21 protein-coding genes and 1 other RNA gene are annotated in these 26,071 nt (G+C 71.0%); 8 read left to right on the top strand and 14 right to left on the bottom strand.

The window, feature by feature from the left end; genetic code table 11:
- Positions 1 to 67 precede the first annotated feature (67 nt).
- Positions 68 to 1,177 carry an undecaprenyldiphospho-muramoylpentapeptide beta-N-acetylglucosaminyltransferase gene (gene murG, locus AKJ13_RS07560; protein WP_050732813.1) on the bottom strand — a complete coding sequence of 370 codons (1,110 nt, stop codon included), beginning with the start codon at positions 1,175 to 1,177 and terminating at the stop codon, positions 68 to 70.
- Complete coding sequence (locus AKJ13_RS07555) at positions 1,174 to 2,340, bottom strand: putative peptidoglycan glycosyltransferase FtsW (RefSeq protein ID WP_050732812.1); 1,167 nt, start codon at positions 2,338 to 2,340, stop codon at positions 1,174 to 1,176. Before AKJ13_RS07555 ends, murG begins: the two co-directional genes overlap by 4 nt.
- 284 nt (positions 2,341 to 2,624) lie before the next feature.
- Here AKJ13_RS07555 and AKJ13_RS07550 point away from each other — a divergent pair, with 284 nt between their 5' ends.
- Positions 2,625 to 4,100 (top strand): PAS domain-containing methyl-accepting chemotaxis protein, encoded by a 1,476-nt coding sequence (locus AKJ13_RS07550; protein ID WP_050732811.1) that lies wholly within the window; start codon positions 2,625 to 2,627, stop codon positions 4,098 to 4,100.
- Positions 4,101 to 4,363: 263 nt separating this feature from the next.
- On the opposite strand, the gene murD is transcribed toward AKJ13_RS07550, so the two are convergent.
- From murD to arsH, 10 genes are all read right to left on the bottom strand, one after another.
- Complete coding sequence (gene murD / locus AKJ13_RS07545) at positions 4,364 to 5,728, bottom strand: UDP-N-acetylmuramoyl-L-alanine--D-glutamate ligase (protein ID WP_050732810.1); 1,365 nt, start codon at positions 5,726 to 5,728, stop codon at positions 4,364 to 4,366.
- A gap of 205 nt (positions 5,729 to 5,933) precedes the next feature.
- A complete protein-coding gene (mraY, locus tag AKJ13_RS07540; RefSeq protein ID WP_007562319.1) occupies positions 5,934 to 7,019 on the bottom strand; it encodes a phospho-N-acetylmuramoyl-pentapeptide-transferase in 1,086 nt (361 codons plus the stop codon).
- A 90-nt stretch (positions 7,020 to 7,109) separates the two neighbouring features.
- Positions 7,110 to 8,561: a UDP-N-acetylmuramoylalanyl-D-glutamyl-2,6-diaminopimelate--D-alanyl-D-alanine ligase gene (locus AKJ13_RS07535; RefSeq protein WP_050732809.1), complete on the bottom strand. Its 1,452-nt coding sequence runs from the start codon at positions 8,559 to 8,561 to the stop codon at positions 7,110 to 7,112.
- A 32-nt stretch (positions 8,562 to 8,593) separates the two neighbouring features.
- Entirely contained in the window at positions 8,594 to 10,054 is a 1,461-nt protein-coding gene (locus AKJ13_RS07530) for a UDP-N-acetylmuramoyl-L-alanyl-D-glutamate--2,6-diaminopimelate ligase (protein ID WP_050732808.1), read from the bottom strand.
- Complete coding sequence (locus AKJ13_RS07525; protein ID WP_244471547.1) at positions 10,051 to 11,808, bottom strand: penicillin-binding protein 2; 1,758 nt, start codon at positions 11,806 to 11,808, stop codon at positions 10,051 to 10,053. Before AKJ13_RS07525 ends, AKJ13_RS07530 begins: the two co-directional genes overlap by 4 nt.
- A 144-nt stretch (positions 11,809 to 11,952) precedes the next feature.
- Positions 11,953 to 12,366 carry a hypothetical protein gene (locus AKJ13_RS07520; protein WP_050732806.1) on the bottom strand — a complete coding sequence of 138 codons (414 nt, stop codon included), beginning with the start codon at positions 12,364 to 12,366 and terminating at the stop codon, positions 11,953 to 11,955.
- A complete protein-coding gene (rsmH, locus tag AKJ13_RS07515; RefSeq protein WP_050732936.1) occupies positions 12,363 to 13,430 on the bottom strand; it encodes a 16S rRNA (cytosine(1402)-N(4))-methyltransferase RsmH in 1,068 nt (355 codons plus the stop codon). Before rsmH ends, AKJ13_RS07520 begins: the two co-directional genes overlap by 4 nt.
- Before the next feature lie 406 nt (positions 13,431 to 13,836).
- Positions 13,837 to 14,235: RNase P RNA component class A (rnpB, locus tag AKJ13_RS08480), an RNA gene on the bottom strand.
- Positions 14,236 to 14,287: 52 nt separating this feature from the next.
- Positions 14,288 to 14,728 carry a VOC family protein gene (locus AKJ13_RS07510; RefSeq protein WP_050732805.1) on the bottom strand — a complete coding sequence of 147 codons (441 nt, stop codon included), beginning with the start codon at positions 14,726 to 14,728 and terminating at the stop codon, positions 14,288 to 14,290.
- 130 nt (positions 14,729 to 14,858) lie between these two features.
- Complete coding sequence (gene arsH, locus AKJ13_RS07505; protein ID WP_039902715.1) at positions 14,859 to 15,605, bottom strand: arsenical resistance protein ArsH; 747 nt, start codon at positions 15,603 to 15,605, stop codon at positions 14,859 to 14,861.
- A gap of 50 nt (positions 15,606 to 15,655) precedes the next feature.
- On the opposite strand from arsH, the gene AKJ13_RS07500 reads away from it, so the two are divergent.
- The 6 genes from AKJ13_RS07500 to AKJ13_RS07475 all read left to right on the top strand — a co-directional run bounded on the left by AKJ13_RS07500 (position 15,656) and on the right by AKJ13_RS07475 (position 24,223).
- The gene (locus AKJ13_RS07500) at positions 15,656 to 16,015 is read left to right on the top strand and encodes a metalloregulator ArsR/SmtB family transcription factor (RefSeq protein WP_050732804.1); all 360 of its coding nucleotides are present in this window, start codon (positions 15,656 to 15,658) and stop codon (positions 16,013 to 16,015) included.
- A complete protein-coding gene (arsC, locus tag AKJ13_RS07495; RefSeq protein ID WP_200905602.1) occupies positions 16,008 to 16,448 on the top strand; it encodes an arsenate reductase (glutaredoxin) in 441 nt (146 codons plus the stop codon). The genes AKJ13_RS07500 and arsC overlap by 8 nt, the downstream gene beginning before the upstream one ends.
- Positions 16,449 to 16,475: 27 nt before the next feature.
- Positions 16,476 to 17,771, top strand: a complete 1,296-nt coding sequence (locus AKJ13_RS07490) for an arsenic transporter (protein ID WP_050732803.1) — start codon at positions 16,476 to 16,478, stop codon at positions 17,769 to 17,771.
- A 4-nt stretch (positions 17,772 to 17,775) separates the two neighbouring features.
- On the top strand, positions 17,776 to 18,963 hold the full coding sequence (locus tag AKJ13_RS07485) for an MFS transporter (protein WP_050732802.1): 1,188 nt from the start codon (positions 17,776 to 17,778) through the stop codon (positions 18,961 to 18,963).
- A 116-nt stretch (positions 18,964 to 19,079) separates the two neighbouring features.
- Positions 19,080 to 21,701 carry an aminopeptidase N gene (gene pepN / locus AKJ13_RS07480; RefSeq protein WP_050732801.1) on the top strand — a complete coding sequence of 874 codons (2,622 nt, stop codon included), beginning with the start codon at positions 19,080 to 19,082 and terminating at the stop codon, positions 21,699 to 21,701.
- A 179-nt stretch (positions 21,702 to 21,880) separates the two neighbouring features.
- Positions 21,881 to 24,223 carry a PAS domain-containing sensor histidine kinase gene (locus AKJ13_RS07475; protein WP_050732800.1) on the top strand — a complete coding sequence of 781 codons (2,343 nt, stop codon included), beginning with the start codon at positions 21,881 to 21,883 and terminating at the stop codon, positions 24,221 to 24,223.
- 13 nt (positions 24,224 to 24,236) lie between these two features.
- Here the strand turns inward: AKJ13_RS07475 and AKJ13_RS07470 are convergent, their stop codons facing one another.
- A complete protein-coding gene (locus AKJ13_RS07470; protein ID WP_050732799.1) occupies positions 24,237 to 24,491 on the bottom strand; it encodes a hypothetical protein in 255 nt (84 codons plus the stop codon).
- Positions 24,492 to 24,642: 151 nt separating this feature from the next.
- Between AKJ13_RS07470 and AKJ13_RS07465 the strand changes: the two genes are divergently transcribed.
- Complete coding sequence (locus AKJ13_RS07465; RefSeq protein ID WP_007562288.1) at positions 24,643 to 24,927, top strand: hypothetical protein; 285 nt, start codon at positions 24,643 to 24,645, stop codon at positions 24,925 to 24,927.
- Between the two features lie 9 nt (positions 24,928 to 24,936).
- On the opposite strand, the gene AKJ13_RS07460 is transcribed toward AKJ13_RS07465, so the two are convergent.
- Positions 24,937 to 26,055 (bottom strand): GNAT family N-acetyltransferase, encoded by a 1,119-nt coding sequence (locus AKJ13_RS07460; protein WP_050732934.1) that lies wholly within the window; start codon positions 26,053 to 26,055, stop codon positions 24,937 to 24,939.
- Positions 26,056 to 26,071 lie beyond the last annotated feature (16 nt).

Genomic DNA, 26,071 nt, shown 5'->3' with positions numbered 1-26,071 from the left:
CCCGCCGGTCTCAGGGGCTGCGCCCCGACACCCCGCCAAAGGGCTCAGCCCTTTGGAAACCCCCTTGCTACAAGCGGCGAGCCGTCTCGATGACGACTTCGGCCAGCCGCTCAGCGGCGTCGTGAATGCCTGCGCTTCTGGCCGCATCGGCCGCCGCGGTCAATTTTGCCGGCGTCGCGAAGCACGCGACCAGCTCGGCGGCGAGGCGATCCGGGGTGAAGGCGGTCTGCTTCAGGGCCAGCGCCGCGCCGATCGCGTCGAGGGTCGCGGCGTTGGCGGCCTGGTCCTGATCGAGGGCGCCGGGCAGCGGCACCAGGATCGAGGGCCGGCCGATCGCCGCGAGTTCCGAGACCGTCGAGGCGCCCGAGCGCGAGATCACCAGGTGGCTGGCGGCCATGCGAGCCGGCAGGTCCTTGAAGAACGGTGCCGCCTCGATCCCGGCGAGGCCCATGGCGAGGTAGCGGTTCTGCACCGCCGTCAGGTCCTCGGGCCGGACCTGCTGGACGAGGTGCAGGCGGGCTCTCAGGTCGGCGGGCAGGCGCTCGATCGCCTCGGGCACGACCTCGCCCATGACCCGGGCGCCCTGGCTGCCGCCGAACACCAGGAGCCGCAGGGCATCGCCGGCACCGAAGGCCGGATACGGGATCCCGGCCGCCTCGATCACCGCGGGGCGAAGCGGGTTGCCGGTGTGGATCCGCGGGGCGCGCGCCTTGTCGGGCACGCCGCGGACGTCCTTGAAGCCGGTGGCGATGGTCCGGGCGCCCCGCGCCAGGAAGGCGTTGGCCCGGCCCATCACGGCGTTCTGCTCGTGCAGCACCGTCGGCACCCGCAGAATCTGGCCGGCGAGCACCGGCGGCACGGTCGGGTAGCCGCCGAAGCCGACGATCGCGGCCGGGTTGATCCGGCGGATCTCCTTGGCGGCGACCCCGAAGCCGCGGCCCAGCGTGAGCACGGCGGCGGCCCGCTTCAGCGGCGAACGGCCGGACGGCGTGGCCGAGGCGATCGTGACGACCTCGGAGGCCGGGAACTCGCCCGAGATCGCGTCGACCCGGGCATCGGTGGCGAGCGCCACCCGGATGCCCCGGGCGCGCAGGGCGTGGGCGAGGCTCTCGGCCGGGAACAGGTGCCCGCCGGTGCCACCGGCACAGAGCAGGATCGTGGGGGTAAAGACGGTCACCGCATCACTCCGGCGACGGTGGCCGACGCGGTGCCGGGGGGCTTCTGGCTGAGCAGGACGGTGCGCGGGCGCTTGCGGGTCAGGGCGACGAGGAAGCCGGTGCCGAGCGCCAGGGAGATCATCGACGAGCCGCCGAAGGAGACGAACGGCAGGGTCATGCCCTTAGCCGGCATCAGCTGCGTGTTCACCGCCATGTTGATGCAAGCCTGCAATCCGAACAGGGTGGTCAGGCCGGTGATCGCCAGGCGCGAGAAGGTGTCGTCGGTGCGCCGCGCCAGCTTGAGGCCGCGCAGGACGATGAAGGCGAACAGGGCCACGAGGCACAAGCAGACGATCACGCCGAACTCCTCGCCGGTGACGGAGAAGATGAAGTCGGTATGTGCGTCCGGAAGGTGCCGCTTGGCCACCCCCTCCCCCGGGCCGGTGCCGAACCAGCCGCCCGAGCGGAACGACTCGCGCGACCAGAAATCCTGGAAGCCACCGCCGGAATCCCGATCGAGGAACTTGTTGAAGCGCTCGCGGACGTGATGGAAGAACAGGTAGGCCGCGAACACGCCGCCGAGCCCGAGCACGCCGAGCAGCGCCACCCAGATCAGGTGCAGGCCGGCGACGAAGAACAGCGCGCACCACACCATGGTGATCAGCATGGTCTGGCCGAAATCCGGCTGGAGCAGCAGCGGCACGATGGTGACCGGCAGGAGCAGCAGCGCCAGGAAGCCGCCCGGCATGTCGCGGCGCTGCGCGCCCTCCGAGAACGCCCAGGCGGCCACGACCACGAAGGCGGGCTTCACGAATTCCGACGGCTGCAGGCCGATCGGCCCGAACTGGATCCAGCGATGCGCGCCCTTGATCTCAGGGCCGAACTTGCCGGCGAGTAGGCAGAGCGCGACGCCGCAGATCCAGGTGACCAGCGCCAGCCGCCGGACCCCGCGCAGGGACAGGAACGACACTGCGCAGATCAGCAGGATGGTCGGCGCCAGGTAGAGCGCCTGCCGATTGAGGAAGTAGAAGGTCGGCAGGCCGATGCGCTCGGCGACCGGTGGGCCGCCGCCCATCAGGAAGACCAGGCCGGCCACCATCAGCGCGAACAGCGCTGCGAGCAGCCCGCGGTCCACCGTCCACCACCAGTCGGTGAGGGGTGTGCGTTCCGCGCGTGAGATCATGCCGGGCAACGACTCCAGGCCACACGGAGGCCGGTCCGCGTGGGTCGGGCCGATCCTGTGGGGGAATGGTAAACGGAGCCTTATGACCGGGCGGCCCAGCGGTTGGCGGCGCTCGCGCGGCCGCGGGGAGCTAGCGTATTTGGCCGCCCTGTACTGTGGTCGATGTCATCGAATGTTAATCCTCGCCACGCAACCTTGAGATGCATCGCCATCAGGTTCTGGAAGCGGCCCGTCGCGCGCCGCCGCGCCAGCCCCAATCTCCCCACAGCAGAAGTCGGTCCGCCATGTTCGCTGCCCTGAAGGCTCGTGAAACGTCTGCGAAGCTGGCCGCCCTCGACCGCGTGCAGGGGATGATCGAGTTCGATCTCGACGGCCGCATCCTCTCGGCGAATACCAATTTCCTCGATGCGGTCGGCTACACCCTGCCGGAGGTGGTCGGCCAGCACCACAGCCTGTTCGTCGATCCGGATTACCGGGATTCCGCGGATTACCGGGCGTTCTGGGATCGCCTGCGCGCCGGCGCCTTCGAGTCCGGCCAGTTCCGGCGGGTCGGCCGCGGCGGCCGGCCGATCTGGATCGAGGCGTCCTACAATCCGATGCTCGACGCTCGGGGGCGGCCCTACAAGGTGGTGAAGTTCGCCACCGATATCACCCGGCAGCGCACCGAGGAGGCCGACCGCGCCGGCCAGATCGCGGCGATCCACAAGGTCCAGGCGGTGATCGCGTTCGACCTCGACGGGATGGTGATCGAAGCCAACGACAACTTCCTGGCCGCGATGGGCTACGGGCGGGACGAGGTGGTCGGCCGGCACCACAGCCTGTTCGTCGAGCCCGCCTATCGCGACAGCGAAGCCTACCGGGTGTTCTGGGCGGCGCTCCGGAACGGCACCTATCAGGCCGCGCAATTCCGGCGCCTCGGCAAGGACGGGCGCGAGGTCTGGATCCAGGCCTCCTACAACCCGATCCTCGACGCCGCCGGCCGCCCCTACAAGGTGGTGAAATTCGCCACCGACATCACCGAGCAGGTCCGCCTGCTCGCCGATCTCCGGAAGCTGATCGACACCAATTTCGGCGCGATCGAGCACGCGGTCCTGCACTCCACCGATGCCGCCCGCCTGGCCTCCTCGGCGGCGGATTCGACCTCGGGCAACGTTCAGACCGTCGCAGCCGCGGCCGAGGAACTGGCCGCCTCCGTCGCCGAGATGTCCCAGAGCATCGTGCGCTCCCAGAGCGCCACCGACACCGCCTATGCCTGCGTGCGGGACGCTGACGGTCACACCAAGCGGCTCGCCGACAGCGCGACGGCGATGTCGAGCATCGTCGGCCTGATCCAGAGCATCGCCGGCCAGATCAACCTGCTGGCGCTCAACGCGACCATCGAGGCGGCCCGTGCCGGCGAGGCCGGCCGCGGCTTCGCGGTGGTCGCCTCCGAGGTGAAGGCGCTCGCCGATCAGGCGGCTCGCGCCACCGGGCAGATCAACGGCGAGATCGCGAGCGTGCAGCAGGTCTCGCAGGAGGTGGTCTCGGCGCTCGGCTCGATCGGGACCTCGGTCTCGGTCATGCGCGAGACCGTGGTGACCACCGCGGCGGCGATCGAGGAGCAGAGCGCGGTGACCCGCGACCTCGCCGAGAGCATGCAGAGCGCCGCCGGCGCGGTCACGGCGATCACCGGCAATATCGGGGCGATCGTGCAGGCGGTGGCCGACGTCTCCGAGGCGGTCGGCACCACCCGGGACGCCGCCAAGGTGCTGGCGCGCTGACGGGGATGCCTTCTGAGGGCAATCGCAGGCTCGAATGGAAGATGGTCTTCGAAGCCGCGCGGTTGCGCGAGGGCGTGCTTGGCCCTTGCATTGGAGCCGGGACCCAGCACGCCGTCATGCCGGGGAGGCGGCGCGGAGCCCGGAACCTGGAAACATAGGCCAGCAGAACTTTGCGCCGTCGGCGGCTGCGGATTTGGGGCGTGTCTACGGCGTCCTGGAATGACGGGCAGAGTTCGGGCGTCGATGACGGCCCTTGGCGCCCCTCAGGGCAGCGCCCGCACCAGCTCCCGGAACCGGTCGCCGCGGATCTCGAAATTGCGGAACTGGTCGTAGGAGGCGCAGGCCGGCGAGAGCAGCACCACCGGCTCCGGAGCGCCCGAAGCCGCGGCGTTCTCGGCGGCCTTGGGGACAGCGACCTCGAGAGTCTCGCAGCGGGTGTAGGGCACGACGCCTTCGAGGGTCGCCGCGAAGGCGTCCGAGGCCGCGCCGATCAGGTAGGCGTGGGCGACCCGCTGGAAATACGGCACCAGCGGGAAGATCCCGCCCTCCTTGGCCTTGCCGCCGAGGATCCAGTGGATGTCCCGGAAGGCGGTCAGCGCCTTCTCGGTGGAATCCGCGTTGGTCGCCTTCGAATCGTTGACGAACAGCACGGCGCCGCGCCGTCCGACCTCCTCCATCCGGTGCGGCAGCCCCGGGAACGAGGACAGGCCGGCCTGAATCGCCTCGCCGCTGAGGCCGAGGGCCCGGGCCACCGCCACCGCCACGGCGGCGTTCTGCCAATTGTGCGCCCCGCGCAGCGAGCCGATGCCGTTGACGTCGGCGAGCGCCGTGCCGTCGCGATCGCGGACGATGCCGTCGCGCACGGTTAGGGCGTCGGTGCAGAGGGCGTCGCCGGTGGGCACGTGGACCCGCACGAGGTCGCCCGCGCGCCGCTCGGCGATCGCCCGGCTGGGACCGTCATCGATGCCGACCACCGCCAGGCCGGCGCCGGCGATCAGGCGTTCCTTGATGGCGGCGTATTGCTCCATGGTGCCGTGGCGGTCGAGATGGTCCGGCGTGATGTTCATCAGCACGCCGATCGTGGGGTCGAGGCCCGGGGTCAGGTCGATCTGGAACGACGACATCTCGATCACGTGGACGCGGCCGGCATCCGGCGGCTCCAGCGACAGGATGGCGGTGCCGATATTGCCGCCCATCTGCACGTCGCGCCCGGCCTGGGCCAGCACGTGGGCGATCAGCGCCGTGGTGGTCGACTTGCCGTTGGTGCCGGTGATCGCCACGAACGGCGCCTCGGGCGCCCGCGCCCGGCGCTCCCGGCAGAACAGCTCGATATCGCCGATGATCTCGATCCCGGTCTCGCGCGCCAGCCGGACGGTCCAGTGCGGCTCGGGATGGGTCAGGGGCACGCCGGGGCTGAGCACCAGCGCCGCGAAGCCGGACCAGTCGGCCTCGCGCAGATCCTGCGTGCCGATCCCCGCCTCCCGCGCCCGCGCGACGCTGTCGGCATTGTCGTCCCAGGCGATCACCTCGGCACCGCCGCCCTTCAGCGCGTTGGCCGTGGCCAGCCCCGAGCCGCCGAGCCCGAACAGGGCGACCTTCTGGCCCGCGAAGACGGTGACGGGTGTCATGGGAAACTCAATTCAACGTGGCGACATCGCCGATCCCACCCAACCTCCTCATCCTGAGGTGCCCGCGCCAGCGGGCCTCGAAGGAGGCCTCCAGGGATCGCGCGGCCTTCTGGAGGGCTCCTTCGCGGCGCCCGCTTCGCGGCCGCACCTCAGGATGAGGGCCCGTTTGGGATCGGCCTTCGTAGGATAAGTCTAACACATATTCTCAGCGCAGCTTCAGGGTCGCCAGGCCGGCCAGCGCCAGGATCACCGCGATGATCCAGAACCGGATCACGACCTGCGGCTCCTTCCAGCCCTTCTGCTCGAAATGGTGGTGGATCGGCGCCATCCGGAAGACGCGCTTGCCGGTGAGCTTGAACGACGCGACCTGGATGATCACCGACATCATCTCGAGGACGAACAGGCCGCCGACGATCGCCAGGACGATCTCGTGCTTGGTCGCCACCGCCACCGCGCCGAGCAGGCCGCCCAGCGCCAGCGAGCCGGTATCGCCCATGAAGATTTGCGCCGGCGGCGCGTTGAACCAGAGGAAGCCGAGGCCGGCGCCGATCACCGCACCGCAGACGACGGCAAGTTCGCCGGTGTCGCGGACGTAGTTCACCTGCAGGTAGCTTGCGGTGAACGAGTTGCCGACGAGATACGCGATGATCCCGAACGTGCCGCAGGCGATCATCACCGGCACGATCGCCAGCCCGTCGAGGCCGTCGGTCATGTTCACGGCGTTGCCGGCGCCGACGATCACGAAGGCCCCGAACAGGGCGTAGAACCAGCCGAGGTTCAGCAGCGCGTCCTTGAAGACCGGGAAGGCGAGCTGATTCTGGAGGGCGGCGGGCGAGTAGATCGAGATGGTCGTGCAGGCCGCGATGGCGATCAGCGCCTCGAGCGACAGCCGGAACTTGCCGGAAAAGCCCTTGTGCGACTGCTTCGTCACCTTGAGATAGTCGTCGTAGAAGCCGATCGCCCCGAAGCCGAGGGTCACGGTCAGGGTCACCCACACGTAGTGATTGCGCGGATTGGCCCAGAGCAGGATCGCCACGACGGCGCCCGCCAGGATCATCAGGCCGCCCATGGTCGGCGTGCCGCGCTTGGTCAGCAGATGGGTCTGCGGCCCGTCCTCGCGGATCGGCTGGCCCTTGCCCTGGCGCAGGCGCAGCAGGGAGATGATCCACGGCCCGAACCAGAACACGAACAGGCCCGCCGTGAACAGCGCGCCGCCGGTGCGGAAGGTGATGTAGCGGAAGACGTTGAACGGCGTGAACGTGCCGCTCAGTTCCGAGAGAAGATACAGCATCCGGGCGCTCGGCCCCTTTTGTTCAGGCGCGGGTTTCGGGGGGCGGCACCGATCGTCGCGAACGCTCGGGCGTGCCGATCATCGGGTGGGTCACGGAGCGGTAACGAGACCGCGCCGGGCCGGGTCGACCGCGTAGCGGGCTTTCAGGACCTCGACAATCCGCCCCATGCGGCTGCCGTTCGATCCCTTGACCATCACGGCGTCGCCGGAGCGGAGGTTGCGGGTCAGCGGCTCGATCAGGTCGGCGGCGGTGTCGGCGACGCCGCCGCGGCGGCTCACCGGCAACGCTTCGAACAGGTTGCGCATCAGCGGACCGGAGGCGAAGACCAGATCGATCCGGGCGGCCTCGATCGCCTCGGCGAGGCCGCGATGCAGGTCGGGCGAGGCCGCGCCGAGTTCGAGCATGTCGCCCAGCACCGCGATGCGGCGGCCGCGCGGTCCGGTCTCGATGCCGGCGAGCGTGGCGATCGCGGCCCGGACCGAGGCCGGGTTGGCGTTATAGCTCTCGTCGACCAGGTAGGCGGTGCCGCCGTCGATCTCGAGGGCGGTGCGCTCGCCGCGCCCGACCGGCGGGGCCAGCCCGGCGAGCGACAGGGCCGCCTCGGCCAGGTCGGCGCCGAGCGCGTGGATGACCGCCATCACGCCGAGGGAGTTCAGCGCCATGTGCCGTCCGGCCGTGCCGAGCTTGTAGGTGACCGGCTGCCCCATCACGACAGCGTCGACCACCGATAGATCGGGGCGGAGCACGATCGTCTGGGCGCGCACATCCGCCTCGGGATGCTCGCCGAAGCTCACCACCCGGCCGGCGCGCGACGCCCATGCATGGGCGAGCAGCCGCTCGAACGTCGCGGTGTCGCGGTTGATGATCGCCACGCCCCCGGGCTCGAGCCCGGAAAAGATCTCGCCCTTGGCGTCCGCGATCGCCGAGACCGAGGCGAAATGCTCGATATGCACCGGCTCCACCGTGGTGATCAGCGCGATGTCGGGCCGGACCTGGGCGGTCAGCGGCACGATCTCGGCCGGGTGGTTCATGCCGATCTCGAACACACCGTAGCGGGTGTCCTGCGGCATCCGGGCGAGCGTCAGGGGCACGCCCCAATGGTTGTTGTAGGAGGCCGCCGAGGCGTGGGTCTCGCCCTGCCCGGCCAGCACGTGGCGCAGGGCTTCCTTGGTCCCGGTCTTGCCGACGGAGCCGGTCACCGCCACCACCTGGGCATCGGTGCGCGCTCGTGCGGCCTCGCCCAGGCGAGTCATCGCGGTCAGGACCGGGTCGGCGCCCGAATCCGGGACCGCCAGCACCGGGCCGTGGGCCGAGAGGTCGGCGGCGCGGGCCTCGCTCACCACCACGGCGCCGGCTCCGCGCTTGAGCGCGTCGGCGACGAAGTCGTGCCCGTCCCGTGCCTCCCCCCGGATGGCGAAGAACAGGTCGCCGGGCTCCAGCGTGCGGGTGTCGATCGACGCGCCGCCGATCGGGCGGTCCTCGCCGATCAGCCGGCCGCCGGTGGCGGCTTCGAGGTCGTCTCGGGTCCAGAGTGCAGTCATGGTCAGCCCCCGTCCCCCATTCGGCCGCGCCATCAGCGCGCGGCCTCGGCGATCGCGGCGCGCAGGACCTCGTGGTCCGAGAACGGCAAGGTCCGATCTCCCACGATCTGGCCGGTTTCATGGCCTTTGCCGGCCACGACCAGCACGTCGCCGGGTCCGAGGCGGCGCACCGCTTCGTGAATCGCCGCGGCGCGGTCGCCGATTTCCTCGGCCTTCGGAACGGCTTCGAGGATCGCCCGGCGGATCGTCGACGGATCTTCGGAGCGCGGGTTGTCGTCGGTGACGATCACGATGTCGGCCAGCCGCGCGGCGATCGCCCCCATGATCGGCCGCTTGCCCCGGTCGCGGTCGCCGCCGCAGCCGAACACCACCATGAGCCGCCCCGACGCGAACGGCCGCAACGCGCTCAGCACGCTCTCCAGGGCCTCCGGCTTGTGCGCGTAATCGACCAGGCACAGGCCGCCCCGCGCCTCGCCGACCCGCTCCATCCGCCCCGGCACGCCGGTGAGGTGTTCGAGGGCCGCGAACACGCCGTCCGGATCGGTGGCCCCCGCCGGGGTGGCGAGCACCAGGCCCGCCGCCACCAGGGCGTTCTCGACCTGGAACTCGCCGACCAGGGGCAGGCGCACCGTCCGAGTCGCGCCGTCGTGCGAGAGCGTCACGGCCTGGGCGAAGCCCTCCGTCGTCGCGGAGACCAGCCGGATATGTCGGCCCTCGCGCCCGACCGTGCGCACCGGCCGCCCGGCGCTCTCGGATGCGGCGATCACCCGGTCGGCATAGGCGCCGTCGGCGTTGACGATCGCCGGGCAGCCGTCCGGCAGCAGGTCGGTGAACAGGCGCAGCTTGGCAGCCAGGTATTCCTCGATGCTCGCGTGGTAATCGAGGTGGTCCCGGCCGAGATTGGTGAAGCCCGCCGCGGTGAGCCGCACGCCGTCGAGGCGGCGCTGCTCGATCCCGTGCGAGGACGCCTCCATGGCGAGCTCGGTCACGCCCTCCCGGGCGAGTCGCGCCAGGGTCTGGTGCAGCGTCACCGGGTCGGGGGTGGTCAGCGAGCCGTATTCCGCGCCGCGATTGGTGACGATCCCGACGGTGCCGAGGCTCGCGGCGTCGCGGCCGAGCCGGACCAGGATCTGGCGGACGAAGTCGGCGACCGAACTCTTGCCCGCCGTGCCGGTGACAGCCACCACGGTACCGGGCTGCGCGCCCGCGAGCCGGGCGGCGGCGAGCGCCAGCGCCCGGCGGGCATCCGGAACCGCGATCCACGCCACCGCCTCGGGCAGGTCGGCGGGACGATCCCCCTCCCCGGCCACCGCGACGGCGCCGCGTCCGGCGGCCTGGGCGGCGAACAGCCGGCCGTCGGCCTGGGTGCCCGGCACGGCGACGAACACCGCGCCCGGCACAACCTTCCGGCTGTCGGCGGTCAGCGCCGACACGGTGAGGTCGGCGGCCGGGCCGGCAGCCTCCGGGAAGAGATCGGCGAGCCGGGCGATCACGGGCCGCCCAGCTGGTTGACGTGGTAGGCGTTGAGCTTGACCATCTGGGGGAACGGCCGAACCGGCGGCTCGAATTGCGGCGGGAGGCCCAGGATCGGCGCCACGCGCTCGATCACCTTGCCGGTCACCACGCCCGAGTTCCAGGCCGCGGTGGCGTAGCCGCCCGATTCCGGTAGGCCCTGCGGCTCGTCCATGATCGTGACGAACAGGTATTTCGGATCGTTCATCGGCGCGGCCGCCATGAAGGTGGTGAACAGGCGGTTGTGGATGTAGCGGCCGCCGATCACCTTCTCGGCCGTGCCGGTCTTGCCGCCGACGAAGTAGTACGGGACCGACGCCTTCTTGGCCGAGCCCTCGGCGGCGTTGAGGCGCATGATATAGCGCATCGCCTCGGAGGTCAGGCCCGACAGGACGTGCGTGGCGCGCGCCTTGTCGTCGGGATTCGCCTTGAGGAAGGTCGGGGTGATCAGGTCGCCGCCATTGGCGATCGCCGCCACCGCGGCCGCTGCCTGGATCGGCGCCACCGCGATGCCGTGGCCGAACGCGATGGTGATGGTGTTGATCTCGCTCCAGCGGGACGGGACGATTGGGGCTGCGCTCTCGGGAAGCTCGGTCCGCAGCCGGTCGAGCAGGCCCATCTTCTTCAGGAACGCCTTGTGGCCGGCGACGCCGACGCCGAGGGCCATCTTGGCCGAGCCGATGTTGGAGGAATGCGTGAACACCTCCGGCATGGTGATGACCCGGTTGGTCCCGTGATACTCGTGGATCTTCTGCCGGCCCCAGTTCAGCACGCCGCCGCGGGTGTCGAAGGTCGAGTTGACGTTGTACTTGCCGGAATCGAGTGCCATGGCGAGCGTCATCGCCTTGAAGGTCGAGCCCATCTCGTAGACGCCGACATTCATGCGGTTGATCCGGTCGGGCGAGAGCGCGTCCTTCGGGTCATTCGGGTCGAAGTCCGGCATCGAGACCAGGGCGATCACCTCACCGGTCTTGACGTCGAGGATCATCGAGGCGCCCGCCTTGGCCTTGAAGTGGTCGATGCCCCAAGCCAGCTCGTCGCGCACCGCGAACTGGGCGCGCAGGTCGATGGAGAGCTGCACCGGCTTGAGGTCGGCCTGCTTGCTGACCAGCCCGAAGCTGTTGAGCGCCTGGAGCCCGGTCGAATCGATGTACTTCTCGATGCCGGCGATGCCGACGCCGTCGAGGTTGGTCGCGCCGAGGATGTGGGCGGCGGCGGTGCCGTTCGGATAGACCCGCTTGTGGTCGGGCAGGAAGCCGATGCCCGGGATGCCGAGCCGGTGCACCTCGGCCTGCTGCTTCGGCGTCAGCTCGCGCTTCACCCAGACGAAGCCCGCACCCTTCTTGTCCTTGCGCGAGGACAACTTGGCGCGCAGCTCCGAGGCGTTGAGCTCCGGCAGGACCGCGGTGAGCAGCTCCACCGCCTCGTCCTTGTCGTAGATGTTGCCGGGCTCGGCGAAGACCGAGACGGTGCGGATGTCGGTGGCCAGGATCTCGCCGTTGCGGTCGACGATGTCGGGCCGGAACGCCGTCGAGGAGGCGGCCGCGACCCGGTGCTCCTGGCTGGGCGGATCGCCGAACACAGCCATCATCAGGAGCTTGGCCGAGATTGTCCCGAACACCAAGACGAAGACCAGCCCGACCAGGGCGACGCGCATATGCGAGCGCTCGATGGCGAGCCGGAACATGCTCCGGACGAACGCCTTGGCGCGGGCGGCGCGCAGGTCCGGCGTCAGGGCCCGGGCGGCGGCTTCGAGCGCGGCCGCCTCATGCTCGGACACGGCGTAATGCGCCGCGTCGTGAGCCGGTGCGTCGTGCTGCGAGATCTGCACCTCGGCGGCCGCGTGTCTGATCTGGTCGGCGTCTTCGGACACGGGTGATTACCTCGAAGCGGTATTCGGGGTGCGGGTCGTGGTGACGGTGCGGGTGATCGAGCCGGTGGTGCGCGGCTCGATGCTGCCCTTGTCCTTGGGCGTCGCGGTCGCGGCGAGCAGCCGGCCGATCTCGTCGCCGCGCTCCGGGCGGACGGGCAGGTCCGACAGGCGGGCCAGGTGGCTGGTCCCGATCGGCTCCAGGGCGAGGTGCTTGTCCACCGCCGCCTGCAGCCGGTCCGGCCGGGTTAGGAGCTGCCACTCGGCGCGCAGCACCGCGATCGCCTGCCGCTCCTTGTGCAGGGCGGTCTGCAGCTTGGAGACCTGACCGCCCTGGTAGAGCGTGTCGTACTTGATCGAGTAGGCGTAGATCGCCGAGGCCACGAGGCCGGCGACCGCCAGGAGGTTCAGCAGGCGGATCATCGGCGATGGCCCCCGCGGGCGGCTTCGGGCAGGCTCGCCAGCGCGTGGAGCGCGGCGAGCGGTTCGGGCGTCTCGGATTCGGTGCGCTCGGCGGCCCGGAGCTTGGCCGAGCGGGCGCGCGGATTGCGCGCGGTCTCGGCCTCGCCCGGCAGGACCGGCCCCTTGGTGACGAGCCGGAAGCTCCGGATCGTCTCGGTCTGGCCGCCCGGCAGGTGGCGCGAGCCCTGGGCGGAGCGGCCGCTGCGGGCGGCGAAGAACTGCTTGACGATCCGGTCTTCCAGCGAATGGAACGTCACCACGGCGAGCCGCCCGCCGGGCGCCAGGATCCGCTCGGCGGCGTGGAGCGCGCGCACCAGCTCGCCGAGCTCGTCGTTCACGGCGATCCGCAGGCCCTGGAAAGTCCGGGTCGCCGGGTGGATGTGGCTGCCGGGCTCGCTCCAGACCACGCTGGCCACGAGTTCGGCGAGCTGGGCGGTGGTCTCGATCCGGCCGCGGCGGCGGGCCTCGTGGATGGTCCGGGCCACGGCACGCGAACGCCGCTCCTCGCCGTAATGGTAGATGATGTCGGCGAGCACGGTCTCGTCGGCCTCGTTGACGATGTCGGCGGCGCTCGGGCCGTCATTGCCCATGCGCATGTCGAGGGGGCCGTCGTTGCGGAACGAGAAGCCGCGCTCCGGCGCGTCCAGCTGCATCGACGAGACGCCGATATCGAGCACGACCCGGTCGGCCTTGGCCTCGCCGGCCTCACCGAGTAGCGCGTCGAGGTCGCCGAACCGGCCAGGCACGAGGCGCAGGCGCCCGCCCGCCTCGCCGACCAGGGGCTGACCATTCGCGATCGCCTGCGGGTCGCGGTCGATGGCGATCACCTGCAGCGTCGGGTCGGCGGCCAGCAGCGCGCGGGTGTAGCCGCCGGCCCCGAAGGTGCCGTCGACGGCCAGGCCGCCGTCGAGCTTGAGCGACTCGACGACCTCGTCGAGCAGCACCGGCACGTGGGGCGGGGTGGAGACTGGGCCATCGCAGCGCGCGGCGGCCGCGATCTCGGCCGGGGGGCGGCGCCGAATCATGCGCGCCTCGCCGGGCCGGCGCCGGGACAATCGGGGTTTCGGCGCGATCCGGGAGTTCCGGCGCGGATGCGGCTCGTGCGTCTCATGGTGCCCTGTGCCGGGCCGCGCGAGCGCGGCGCGCGTGACGGGAACGGCACCGGATGCAGAGCGCGCGAAACGCCGCGCACGGACGGGACCTGCACCAGTGCAGGTTACGCCCGGCGATCCGATACACGCCGTTGACGGGAGGATGCCGGGTATCATGGGCCTCGGAGGATCGTCAACGCGCGAGCCTGGCGCTGGCGAGCCGACCGATCTGACCCCGGTACGGTTAACCGAAGGTTTTTGCCGCGCGCGAAATCCGCGCCTTGCGCAGCTCCGGCAAAGCGCGGGCACGCGCGCGTCGCGGCGGGGCTCCGGGGACGGTGGGATCAGCCGGCCTATAAGCCGGGTTCTGTAAGGCCGGAGCGCTCGCGCGCGCCGACGTGGCGGCCATTCCTCTGGGACGGTCGTTGCCGACCGCCTCGAGCAACCAACCCGGGCGACTGGCCTGGAGAGCGGGCCTGCCCTTCTCGCGAAGGGCGCGCCGCCCCTATTCGGTCTTGCTCCCGGTGGGGTTTGCCGTGCCGTCCGCGTTGCCGCGTCCGCGGTGCGCTCTTACCGCACCCTTTCACCCTGACCCCGGACGCATCCGGGGCGGTCTGCTTTCTGTGGCACTGTCCCTGGGGTCGCCCCCGCCGGACGTTATCCGGCACCGTCTCTCCATGGAGCCCGGACTTTCCTCCCCGGACGCTGATGCGTCCGGAGCGGCCGCCCGGCCGGCTGATCCGCGGGCAGATGGGCCCGCACCGCCGTCCGGGTCAAGGGCGCCGGGATCTTTACCAGCTGCCGGTATTCTCCATCGACGCCCACGGCTCCTGCGGCTCCTTGGCCGAGCCCTTCTGCAGGATCTCGATGGAGATCCCGTCCGGCGACTTCACGAAGGCCATGTAGCCGTCGCGGGGCGGACGGTTGATGGTCACGCCCTTGTCCTTGAGCGCGGCGCAGAAGGCGTAGATGTCGTCGACCTGGTAGGCGAGGTGGCCGAAATTGCGCCCGCCCGTATAGGTCTCCGGGTCCCAGTTGTAGGTCAGTTCGAGCAGCGGCGACTTGGTCGCCTGCGCCCGCTCGACATCCCCGGGGGCGGCCAGGAAGACCAGGGTGAAGCGGCCCTTCTCGTTCTCGACCCGGCGGACCTCCTTCAGGCCGAACGCGTCGACGTAGAAGGCGAGCGCGCGATCGAGATCGGCCACCCGGACCATGGTGTGCAGGTATTCCATCAGGCGGCTATCCCTCTGTCGGAGCGAGGGCCGTCGCGACGCCCTCTGCGGAAACGGACATGACCGGCGGGGCCGGTCGCTGTCCTAGCTAGAGCGCGCCTCCCCGACCGAGTAGGCCGCGCCTTCCATGTCACGGCTTCCCGATGCCGATATCGGCCGCCACGTCCTGCAGCCGGTCCGGCGCCCGCTCCTTGCGCTCGCTGTAGCGGTCGACGAGATACCCGGCCCGCTCCCGGGTCAGCAGCGTGAACTTCATCAGCTCCTCGCAGACATCGACCACGCGCTCGTAGAGCGGCCCCGGCTTCATCCGGCCGGCCTCGTCGAATTCCTTGTAGGCCATCGGCACCGAGGACTGATTGGGGATGGTGATCATCCGCATCCAGCGGCCGAGCAGGCGCAGGCTGTTGACCGCGTTGAAGCTCTGCGAGCCGCCCGAGACCTGCATCACCGCGAGCGTCCGACCCTGCGTCGGACGCACCGATCCCTCGCTGAGCGGCAGCCAGTCGATCTGGCTCTTCATCACGCCGGTGAGGTTGCCGTGCCGCTCCGGCGAGACCCAGACCTGCCCCTCTGACCAGAGCGAGAGCGCGCGCAGCTCCTGCACCTTCGGGTGGTCGGCGGTGGAATCGTCGGGCAGCGGCAGGCCGTGCGCGTCGTAGATCCGGACCTCGCCGCCCATCGCTTCGAGGAGGCGGGCCGCCTCGTAGGCGAGGAAGCGGCTGAACGAGCGCGCCCGCAGCGAGCCGTAGAGGATCAGGAAGCGCGGCGCGTGCGCGAAGGGTTGCGCCACCGCGAGCTGACCGGAGGTCGGCACCGCGAAATGCGGCCGGCTCAGGTTCGGGATCCCGTCGGCGAAGGGCTGCGCAGGCTTGTTCACAGGCACGCTTTCTCCTATGATCGCACGATCGTTTGAATGTTGAAACGAAAATGGACGAGCCGCAAGCCCTCGCGGCCTTCATGGCCCTGGGCCAGGAGCACCGGTTGCGGGCGCTCCGGGCGCTGGTGAAGGCCGGCCCGGACGGCATGGCCTCGGGGGCGCTCGCCAACGCCATCGGGGTCTCCGCCTCCACCATCTCCTTCCATCTGAAGGAGCTGCAGCAGGCGGGGCTGATCGGGTCCCGGCGGGCGGGGCGCTCGATCATCTACAGCGTCGCCTACCCGGTCCTATCCGGGCTGGTCGAATTTCTCATGACGGATTGCTGCCAGGGTCACCCGGAGGTCTGCGCGCCGGCGCTGGCCGCCCTGTCGGCCTGCGGCCCCAACACAAAGGACGTGGACCATGCCTGATCGCGCCATCGACGTGGTGATCTACCACAACCCGGATTGCGGCACCTCGCGCAACACACTGGCGATGATTCGCAACGCCGGCATCGAGCCCCACGTCGTCGAGTACCTGAAGACCCCGCCGGCGCGTGGGCTGCTCAAGCAGCTCCTGGCCCGCGCCGGCCTCTCGGTGCGCGACGCCCTGCGCGAGAAGGGCACGCCCTACGCCGAGCTCGGGCTGGGCGATCCCGCGCTCAGCGACGACCAGCTCCTCGACGCCATCGCGGCGCACCCGATCCTGCTCAACCGGCCGCTCGTGGTCAGTCCGAAGGGCGTCCGCCTGTGCCGGCCCTCCGAGGCGGTGCTCGAGCTGCTGCCGGCGCAGCAGGGCGAATTCGTCAAGGAGGATGGCGAGCCGGTGGTCGACGCGCAGGGCCGCCGCGTCGGACTCGCCTGAGCCGCTGCGGACGAGACTCGCTCAAGCATGCTCGCGCTCGCCATCTTCGCCGTCACCCTGGTGTTCGTCATCTGGCAGCCCGGGGGATTCGGGATCGGCTGGAGCGCCCTGATCGGCGCGGGCGTTGCCCTGGCCACGGGGGTCATCCAGCCGGCCGACGTGCCGGTGGTCTGGCACATCGTGTGGGACGCGACCTTCACGTTCGTCGCCCTGATCATCATCTCGCTGCTGCTCGACGAGGCCGGGTTCTTCCACTGGGCGGCGCTGCATGTCGCGCGCTGGGGTGGCGGACGCGGCCGCCGTCTGTTCCCCCTGGTCGTCGTGCTCGGCGCCGCCATCGCGGCGGTGTTCGCCAATGACGGCGCGGCCCTGCTGCTGACGCCGATCGTGCTGGCGATCCTGCTCAAGCTCGACTTCAAGCCTCAGGCGGCTCTGGCCTTCATCGTCGCCTGCGGATTCGTGGCGGATTCCACCAGCCTGCCGCTGGTGATCTCCAACCTCGTCAACATCGTCTCGGCCAACGTCTTCGACCTGAGCTTCGGGCGCTACGCCGCCGTGATGGTGCCGGTCGACCTGGTCTCGCTCGCGGTGACCCTGACGGTGCTGGGTCTCTATTTCCGGCGCGCCGTGCCGGCCGCATACCCGGTCGGCATGCTGGAGCCGCCCCGCGACGCGATCCGCGACCCGCTCCTGTTCCGGGCGGCGTTCCCGCTGCTCGGGCTGCTGCTTGTCGCCTATTTCGTCACGGCGCCGTTCGGGGTCCCGATCTCGGTCGTGACCTGCGCGGGCGCGGCTCTGATGCTGGTTCTGGCCCGGCGCGGCGGCCGCATCCCGATCCGGACGGTGCTGGCCGGGGCGCCCTGGCAGATCGTGCTGTTCAGCCTCGGCATGTATCTCGTCGTCTACGGCCTCAAGAATGCCGGCCTGACCGATGGGCTGGCACGCGGTCTCGTCTGGCTCACCGGGTACGGGCCGGTGGCGGCCACCGTCGGGGCCGGTTTTGGAGCCGCGATCCTGTCCTCGGTCATGAACAACATGCCGAGCGTGCTGATCGGCGCCCTGGCGATCCAGCAGGCCCCGGATCTCGCGCCGCTGATGCGCGAGCTCCTGGTCTACGCCAACGTCATCGGGTGCGACCTCGGGCCGAAATTCACTCCCATCGGCAGCCTCGCGACGCTGCTCTGGCTGCACGTCCTGGCCAGCAAGGGGTACCGGATCGGCTGGGGCCAGTACATGCGCGTCGGCCTGGTGATCACCGTGCCGGTGCTGCTGGCCGCGCTGCTGGCGCTGGCTCTATGGTTGCCGCTGCTCGGCCCCAGCTGATCCGATGGCCGATCGAACTCGCCGCTGGCCGGTGATCTCAGCCCTCGGCGTGGTCCAGATCCTCGCCTGGGGCTCCTCCTTCTACATTCCCGCCGTGCTGGCGGAGCCGATCGCCCGGGACACCGGCTGGCCGCTGGCCTGGATCGTCGGCGGCTTGTCCCTCGGCCTGCTGGTCGCGGCTTTTGCGTCGCCGTGGGTCGGCGCCGTGATCCAGAGGCGCGGGGGACGGCCTGTCCTGGCGGCGGCGGCCCTGCTGCTCGCCGCGGGGCTCGCGGTGCTCGGCCTCGCCCCCACGCTCCCGGTTTTCCTCGGCGGCTGGCTGATCCTCGGCCTCGGCATGGGCTGTGGCCTGTACGACCCCGCCTACGCCACCCTCGGCCGCCTCTACGGCGCCGAGGCGCGCTCGGCGATCACCGCCCTCACCCTCATCGGTGGCTTCGCCAGCACCGTGTGCTGGCCGCTCTCGGCCTTCCTGGTCGCCCATCTCGGCTGGCGGGGGACGTGCTTCGCCTATGCCGGCCTGCACCTCGCGGTGACGCTGCCGCTCGTCCTCGTTTTGATCCCCCCGGCCCCGCCCCCGGCGATGGCGGCGACCGGGCGGGCGCGGCCGGTCGCGCCGCTGGCGCCCTGGCAGGCACAGGCCTTCCTGCTCATGGCGGGCGTGCTGGTTCTCGGCGGCACCATCATGGCGCTGGTCTCGGTGCACCTGCTGACCCTGCTCCAGGCCCGTGGCGAGACGCTGGCGGCCGCGGTCGCCTATGGCGGGCTGATCGGGCCGTCGCAGGTCGCGGCGCGGCTGATCGAGATCGCCAACCGCGGCCGGCACCACCCGCTCTGGACCCTGACCGCCGCCTTCGTGCTGGTCGCCCTCGGGCTGCTGCTCCTGGCCGCGCACGGGCCGGTGATCGGCCTCGCCCTGGCCGTCTACGGGGCCGGCAACGGGGTCTTCTCGATCGCGCGGGGCACCGTGCCCCTCGTGTTGTTCGGACCGGAGCGCTACGCGGGGCTCGTCGGCCGGCTGGCCCGGCCCGGCTTGGTTGCCCAGGCGCTCGCGCCGCCGCTCGGCGCATACCTGCTGGTGCGGATCGGGCCCGACGCCCTGTGGGGCCTGCTGGCGCTGCTCGCCGCGATCAACCTCGTCCTGATCGGCGGGTTGTGGCGGCTCAAGGCCGTCGCCGCCACATCGTCCTGACCCCGGGCCCGCCGCGCCGAGCCTTTCCGATCCTCGATCCGAGCTGCGCGACCGCGTTGCGCCGGGCCGCGCGAGGGACCAGAACGGGCCCGAACCCGATCCGGAGAGAGAGCCGAATGCGCACCGAGACGCCGCCGCTGATCCGCCTGGAGGAATACCGGCCGAGCGACTACCTGATCGACCGCGTCGATCTCGACATCCGCCTCGACCCGCACGCCACCCGGATCGACGCGACCCTGGCCCTGCGTCCGAACCCGGCGGGCCGCGCCGGCGCGCCGCTGCATCTCGACGGCGACGACCTTCGCTTGGTCTTGGCGGATCTCGGCGGCGCGGCGCTCGAAGCGGATTCTTACACCGCGACCCCGTCGGGCCTGACCCTGCACGCCCCACCGCAGCAGCCGTTCACTTTACGCCTCGTCACCGAGGTCGACCCGACCGCCAACACCAAGCTGATGGGCCTCTACCGCTCGAACGGGGTCTACTGCACCCAGTGCGAGGCCGACGGCTTCCGCCGGATCACCTACTTCCTCGACCGCCCCGACGTGATGGCAATCTACACCACCCGCATTGAGGCGGAGCGCGCCGCGGCGCCCGTGCTGCTCGGTAACGGCAACCTGGTCGAATCCGGCCCCGCCGGGGACGATCGGCACTTCGCGATCTGGCACGACCCGCATCCGAAGCCCGCCTACCTGTTCGCGCTGGTGGGCGGCCGGCTCGGCAAGGTCGAGACCCGCTTCACTACCCAGGAGGGACGCGCCGTCACCTGTGCGGTCTATGTCGAGCCCGGCAAGGAGGCCCGCGCCGACTATGCCCTCGATGCCGTGATCCGTTCCATGAGGTGGGACGAGACCGCCTTCGGCCGCGCCTACGACCTCGAAATGTTCAACGTCGTCGCCGTGTCCGACTTCAACATGGGCGCCATGGAGAATAAGGGCCTCAACATCTTCAACGACAAGTACGTTCTCGCGAGCCCCGAGACCGCGACCGACGGGGATTACGCGGCGATCGAGGCGATCATCGCCCACGAGTATTTCCACAACTGGTCGGGCAACCGGGTCACCTGCCGGGACTGGTTCCAGCTCTGCCTCAAGGAGGGGCTGACGGTCTTCCGCGACCAGGAATTCTCGTCCGACATGCGCTCCCGGCCGGTCCACCGGATCTCCGAAGTCCGGTCCCTGCGGGCGCGCCAGTTCCCCGAGGATGCCGGCCCCTTGCGCCATCCAGTGCGGCCGCGGGCCTATGCCGAGATCAACAACTTCTACACGGCGACCGTCTACGACAAGGGTGCCGAGATCGTCCGGATGCTGCGGACGCTGATCGGCCCGGAGACGTTCCGGGCCGGCATGGACCGCTACTTCGCCGACAATGACGGCCGCGCCGCCACGGTGGAGGACTTCCTGGCCGCTTTCGCCGCCGTGACCGGGCGCGACCTCTCAGCCTTCGCCCGCTGGTACGAGCGGCCCGGCACGCCGCGCCTGTCCGTCGCCATGGTCTACGACCCGCAGGCTGCCCGCTGCACCCTGCGCTTCGCCCAGACCCTGCCCGGCGAGACCGGCCAGGACGCGCCGCCCCTGGTGATCCCGGTGGCGCTCGGCCTCGTCGGCGCTTCGGGGCCGCTCACGAACGCCACCTGCCCGGATGTCCGGAACGGGGTCTATGTCCTCGACCGTGCCGAGGCCGAGATCGTGTTCGAGCAGGTCACCGAGAAGCCGGTGCCGTCGCTCCTGCGCGACTTCTCGGCCCCGGTGCGGCTCGATTTCGACCTCACCGACGCTCAGCGCATGCGGCTGCTGGCGCAGGACAGCGACCCGTTCAACCGCTGGCAGGCGGCGCAGGACGTCGCCCTGCGGCTGATCCTCGACCCCGATCCCGCCCGGGCCGACGCCTTCGCGGAGGCGCTCGGGCGCTTCCTCGACGGCGAAGCCCTGGCCGACCCGGCCTTCGCGGCCCTTGTCCTCACCCTGCCGAGCGAGGGCGAGGCCGCCGACGCCCTGTCCGCCGACGTCGATCCCGACGCGATCCACCGGGCGCGGTTCGACCTGCGGGCGCGCCTCGGCCGGACCCTGCGGCCGCGCCTGGAGCGGCTCGACACCGCCCTCGCCCCGGCCGACGGCGCGGCCTACAGCCCGGATGCGGCCTCGGCCGGGCGCCGGTCCCTGCGTAACGCCGCCCTCGACCTGATCGCCGCGGGCGATCCTGAGGCCGGGACGCAGCGCGCGGCCGAGCGCTTGGCGAACGCTACCAACATGACCGACCGGCTGGCCGCGCTCGGCACCCTGGCGCTGATCCCCGGTCGGGCCCGGGAGGAGGCGCTGGCGGGCTTCGCGGAGCGCTTCGCCGACGAGCCGCTGGTCCTCGACAAGTGGTTCGCGATCCAGGCGCAGATCCCCGAGCCCGGCACCCTGGAGCGAATTACCCGGCTGAAATCGCACCCGGCCTTCACCATGACCAACCCAAATCGGGTGCGCGCGCTGATCGGAACCTTGGCGTTCGGCAACCCGACGCAGTTCGCACGGGCCGACGGAGCCGGATTTTCGCTCGTTGCCGACACGGTCGCGGTGCTGGATTCGACCAACCCACAGGTCGCCGCGCGCCTGCTGACGGCCTTCGGATCCTGGCGTCGGCTGGAAAAATCGCGGGCGGCTAGGGCCGGCGAAATGCTTAATCGGATCAAGGCGATCCCGGGCCTGTCGCGGGACACAGCCGACATCGTCGCACGCACCCTGGGAGGTGGCTAAGTACCTGAACCTACGGTAGAAATCGATTCTCTTGCCGAGTCGCTGCCCATAGGGTCCGTCAAGGCCGAATGGTAAAAAATCCGTGGACAAACGCCCCTCGAAGATGGTTCTATCCCGTCAGGTTCGAGGGGCGCGAGACGCCACGGACGGATCGCAGTTCCCTTGGGTGAGGTTCGGCCATGCCGGAGGCGGCTTCCGCTTCCTTCTCCGCGCGTGCGGATTCGAGTCTCGCCGTTTCCTGGCCGATGCGTGTCCGGGATCCGCGGCTCGGTCTGATCGAGCGGTGGCTGCGCTACGCCGTGCCGGGCATTCTGGCGGTGTTCCTGGCCTGCCTGGTCGGGCTCGCGGCGCTCCACATCCAGGGGCAGCGTGCCGAGATCCTGGCCGGCGCCAAGGCCGAGGTCGAGGGCTTCGCCCGCTTGGCTGCCCGGGCGATCGTCCCGAGCGCCGGTAAGGCCTCGGACCTGCGCGTGCTGATGCCGGAGAGCGAGCGGCATCCCGGCAGGCGCCTGCTGCTGGTGCGGCCCGATACCCGTATCGCCGCCGCCCATCCGCCCCTTCCCTCCGACGCCACGACCCTGGCGCAGGTGCTCGGCGACAGCGAGCCGCTCTCCGGGCTCGGCGAGCGCGCCGGCGCCATGGCCCTCGACCTGCCCGGCGGCGAGAGTGTGCTCGCGGCCATCCACAGCCTGCCCGACGGGGCCGGACAGGTCGCGGTGCTGCAGCCGATCGAGCCGCTGATGCGCGGCTGGAGCGCCCGGGCCCGGGACCAGATTGTCCTGGTCGGGGCCGCCATCCTGGTGATCGTCGGCGTCGGCCTGGCCTACGGGCTGCAGAGCCGCCAGGCGGCTCGGGCCGACCGCGCCCGCGAGCAGATCCGCGGCCGGCTCGAGACCGCCCTGCGCCGCGGCGCCTGCGGATTGTGGGATTGGGACATCGCCCGTGGCCGGATCTACTGGTCCGATTCGATGTACGCCCTGCTCGGCTACCAGCGGCAGCACGAATATCTCTCTTTCGGGGCGGTGAATGCCCTGGTCCATCCCGATGACGGCGACCTCTACAGCCTCGCCCGGGGTCTCGCCGCCGCTCAGACCTGCGTCGACCATGCCTTCCGGATGCGTGGCGCCGACGGCGCCTATGTCTGGCTGCGCGCCCGGGCCGAGGTCATGCCGGACGTCACCGACGGCGGGCGTCACCTCGTCGGCATCGCCACCGACATCACCGAGCAGCGCGCCCTGGAGGAGACCAACGCGGCCTCCGACATGCGCCTGCGCGATGCCGTCGAGGCGATCTCCGAGGCCTTCGTCCTCTGGGATACCGGCAACCGCCTGGTGCTGTGCAATTCGAAATTCCGCCACCTCCACGCTCTCAGCCCGGAGGATGCGCAATCCGGCCGGAGCTACACCGACGTGATGGGAAGGGGCGTGCTGCCCCAGGTCCGACGGGAATCCCCCGAGGCCGGCCTCGCCCTCACCGACATGGCCGCCCGGACCTTCGAGGCCGAACTCACGGACGGCCGCTGGCTCCAGATCAGCGAGCGCCGCACCAAGGATGGCGGCTACGTCTCGGTCGGGACCGACATCACCAGCCTGAAGCGCCACCAGGAGCAGCTCCAGGCGTCCGAGCGCGAGCTGATCGAGACCGTCAAGGACCTCAAGCGCTCCCGCCGCACCCTCGAACTCCAGACCCAGCAGCTCGCCGATCTGGCCGAGCGCTACCTCGACCAGAAGGCGGCCGCCGAGGCCGCCAGCCAGGCCAAGTCCGAATTCCTGGCCAATATGAGCCACGAGCTGCGCACGCCGCTCAACGCGATCATCGGCTTCGCCGACGTGATGGAGAACGCGGTCCTCGGGCCGCTCGGCACCCCGCGCTACACCGAATATTGCCGCGACATCCGCGAGAGCGGCTCGCACCTGCTCTCGATGATCGATGACATCCTCAACATGGCCCGGCTCGAGGCACGCCGGGTGCGGCTGAACCCGCGGCCGATCCCGGCCGAGGCCGCCGTCGCCTCCGCGCTCGGGCTGGTCGAGGCGGCCGCCCGGGACAAGGGGATCGCGCTGGGCGTCGACGTCCAGCCCGGGATCGAGCTGCTGGCCGATCCGAGCGCGATGCAGCAGATCCTGGCGAACCTCGTCCAGAACGCCGTGAAGTTCACGCCGGCCGGGGGACGCGTCGCGGTCCGGGTCCGCCGGGCGGGCGCCAGCACCCACCTGTTCGTCGAGGATAGCGGCATCGGCATCCCCCGCGCCGACCTCGCCCGGCTCGGTCGGCCGTTCACCCAGGTTGAGGCTCAGATGACCCGCAGCCACAAGGGCTCGGGGCTCGGCCTGGCGATCACCCGCTCCATGGTCGAGCTGCACGGCGGCTCGCTGCGCATCCGCTCCGAGGAAACGGTTGGCACCATCGTCCTCGTGCGCCTCCCGGCCCCGGCGGCCGAGCAGAAGGAGCAGCCGGGCCGTGCCGCCGGCACGAAGTGGGAGGCCGTACGTCCGGGCGCACGCCGGTCGGCCGCGGCCTGAGCCGGCCGCGCAGTCACCGGCGCGGGTCGAGGCCGCCCAGACGCGCCAGCCGACCCTGCTCCACCTGCCAGCGCGCATCCGCCACCGCCCGGGAGAGGCGCCGGATCCGCCAGCGCCGGTAGAGCCTCAGGAGAGCGGGGCCGCCGCGCCCGGCCTGGTGATAATGCAAGCGTCGCAGCAAATCTGGCAGCACCGACGCCGCCGCATCGGCGGTGGCGATCTCGATCGCCCGCAATTCGGCCCGCAACCCGGCCTTCCAGTCCTCCATGGCGACTCGGGCCCCCGCGGCGAGGAATCGTCCGAGCCGGCGGAGCAGGATCCCCCCGCGACACGGATGCGCCCCCGAGAACGCGCGTCGCGCACCGGCGTTTCCCCCTCAGAGGATCCGCCCGGCGGGTCGCCATGGGAAGAGACGATTGATGCGCTCCAGGACTACGCTCCGCTTCACCCTCGCGGCCCTGCTCGGGCTGGCCGCGGCCCCGGCTCTGGCGCAGAGCGTCGGCTACGCCACCGGCTTTCCCGGCAAGGACCCGGCCGGCGACGAGGAGATCGGCTGGGGGCCGGCCTATCGTCCGGAGACGAGCTTCGCCCAGCCCGGCACGCCGCCCACTCCCGGCCAGATCGCCGGTCGCGCCTATCGGGCCCGGACCGGACACGGCGTCTACGACCAGGTCCAGGGCGAGGGGCCGTACCGCAACCGGTAGGCGAAGGGTTCAGCGCCGCCGCAGAGCCCGCTTGGCCGCGGCGCGCGCCGCGTGCTCGAACCGGGCCAGCCGCAGGCGTCGCTCCAGAGACAGGGTGCGATCCCCCGGCGGTAGGGCGATGAGCTCAGCGATACGGGTTCGCTCGCGGTAGAGGCTCTCCAGAGCCGAGCCGTCGAGCGTCGCCGAATCGAGTATGTCCGCAAAGCCGGTCTCGTGGCAGGCGCGCACGATCTCCGCCTCCAAAAGCAGGCCGGGGGCGTGGCCGCGCAGATCCTCGTCGTAGGCGGTCTTCAAGAGCGTTGCGGTGCCCCCACCGACCAGGGCAAGGCTGATCGCGATCGGCCGGCCGTCGAGCGTGAGGGCATCCACCCGGACGCCGACGGGTCCGGGTCTTTCGGCGAAGAGAGCCCGGGCGAGTGCCGCCGTGTCCGGCCGGCAGGCCATGGCGGTGCCGGCCTGACCCTTCCAGCCCTTCTGCTCGAGGGCCAGAAAATCGGCCACAAGCCGCGCCAGCTCCGGGCCGCCCGCGGCGCCGACATGGGCCACGGTGCCGGCCTCGGAGAGGCGGCGGGTGCGCCGACGCAGATCCTTGAACCGGGACCGGTTCGGGTGCCCGGCCAGGAACGCGTCGTAATCGGCGCGTCGCACCATCAAAGGGCGCTCGAACGCCGTCACAGTGCCGATGGCCCAGCCGCGCGCCCGCATCGCCGCGAGCATCTCGGGGACCGCCCCGTCTTCCGTCGGCAGGAGCGGCCAGCGCCAGGCCCGTCCGCCGGACGCCTGTTCCAGCCCGGCGACCAGGGCCTGGATCGCCGCCGCGCGCTCGGGTCCGTCGATCACCAGGGGCGCTGTGGCGGTCACCAGGGGCGACAGGAACGGCTGCGCTACCCGGCCGCCGAGACCGGCGAGATCGCGCCGCAGCGTGAAGGGCAGGAGCGCGACCGGATCGCCGCTGCGGTGGACCGTGACGAAGCCGAATGCCCCGGGCAGCAGCCCGGCTTCCCGATGGGCCGCGACCGCGTGGTGCGTGTAGTGCGGGTGCTGCGGGGCGGCGCTCGACGCGAACAGCGCGTCCCACGCTGCCGGCTCGGGCGCGGGGCCGATCGAGACCGACAGGCCGGATGTCATCCGCTTGGATTGCGCC

The organism is Methylobacterium sp. ARG-1 (assembly GCF_001262595.1).
GTDB classification, from domain to species: domain Bacteria; phylum Pseudomonadota; class Alphaproteobacteria; order Rhizobiales; family Beijerinckiaceae; genus Methylobacterium; species Methylobacterium brachiatum.
This window is presented reverse-complemented; position numbering and strand designations above follow the sequence as displayed.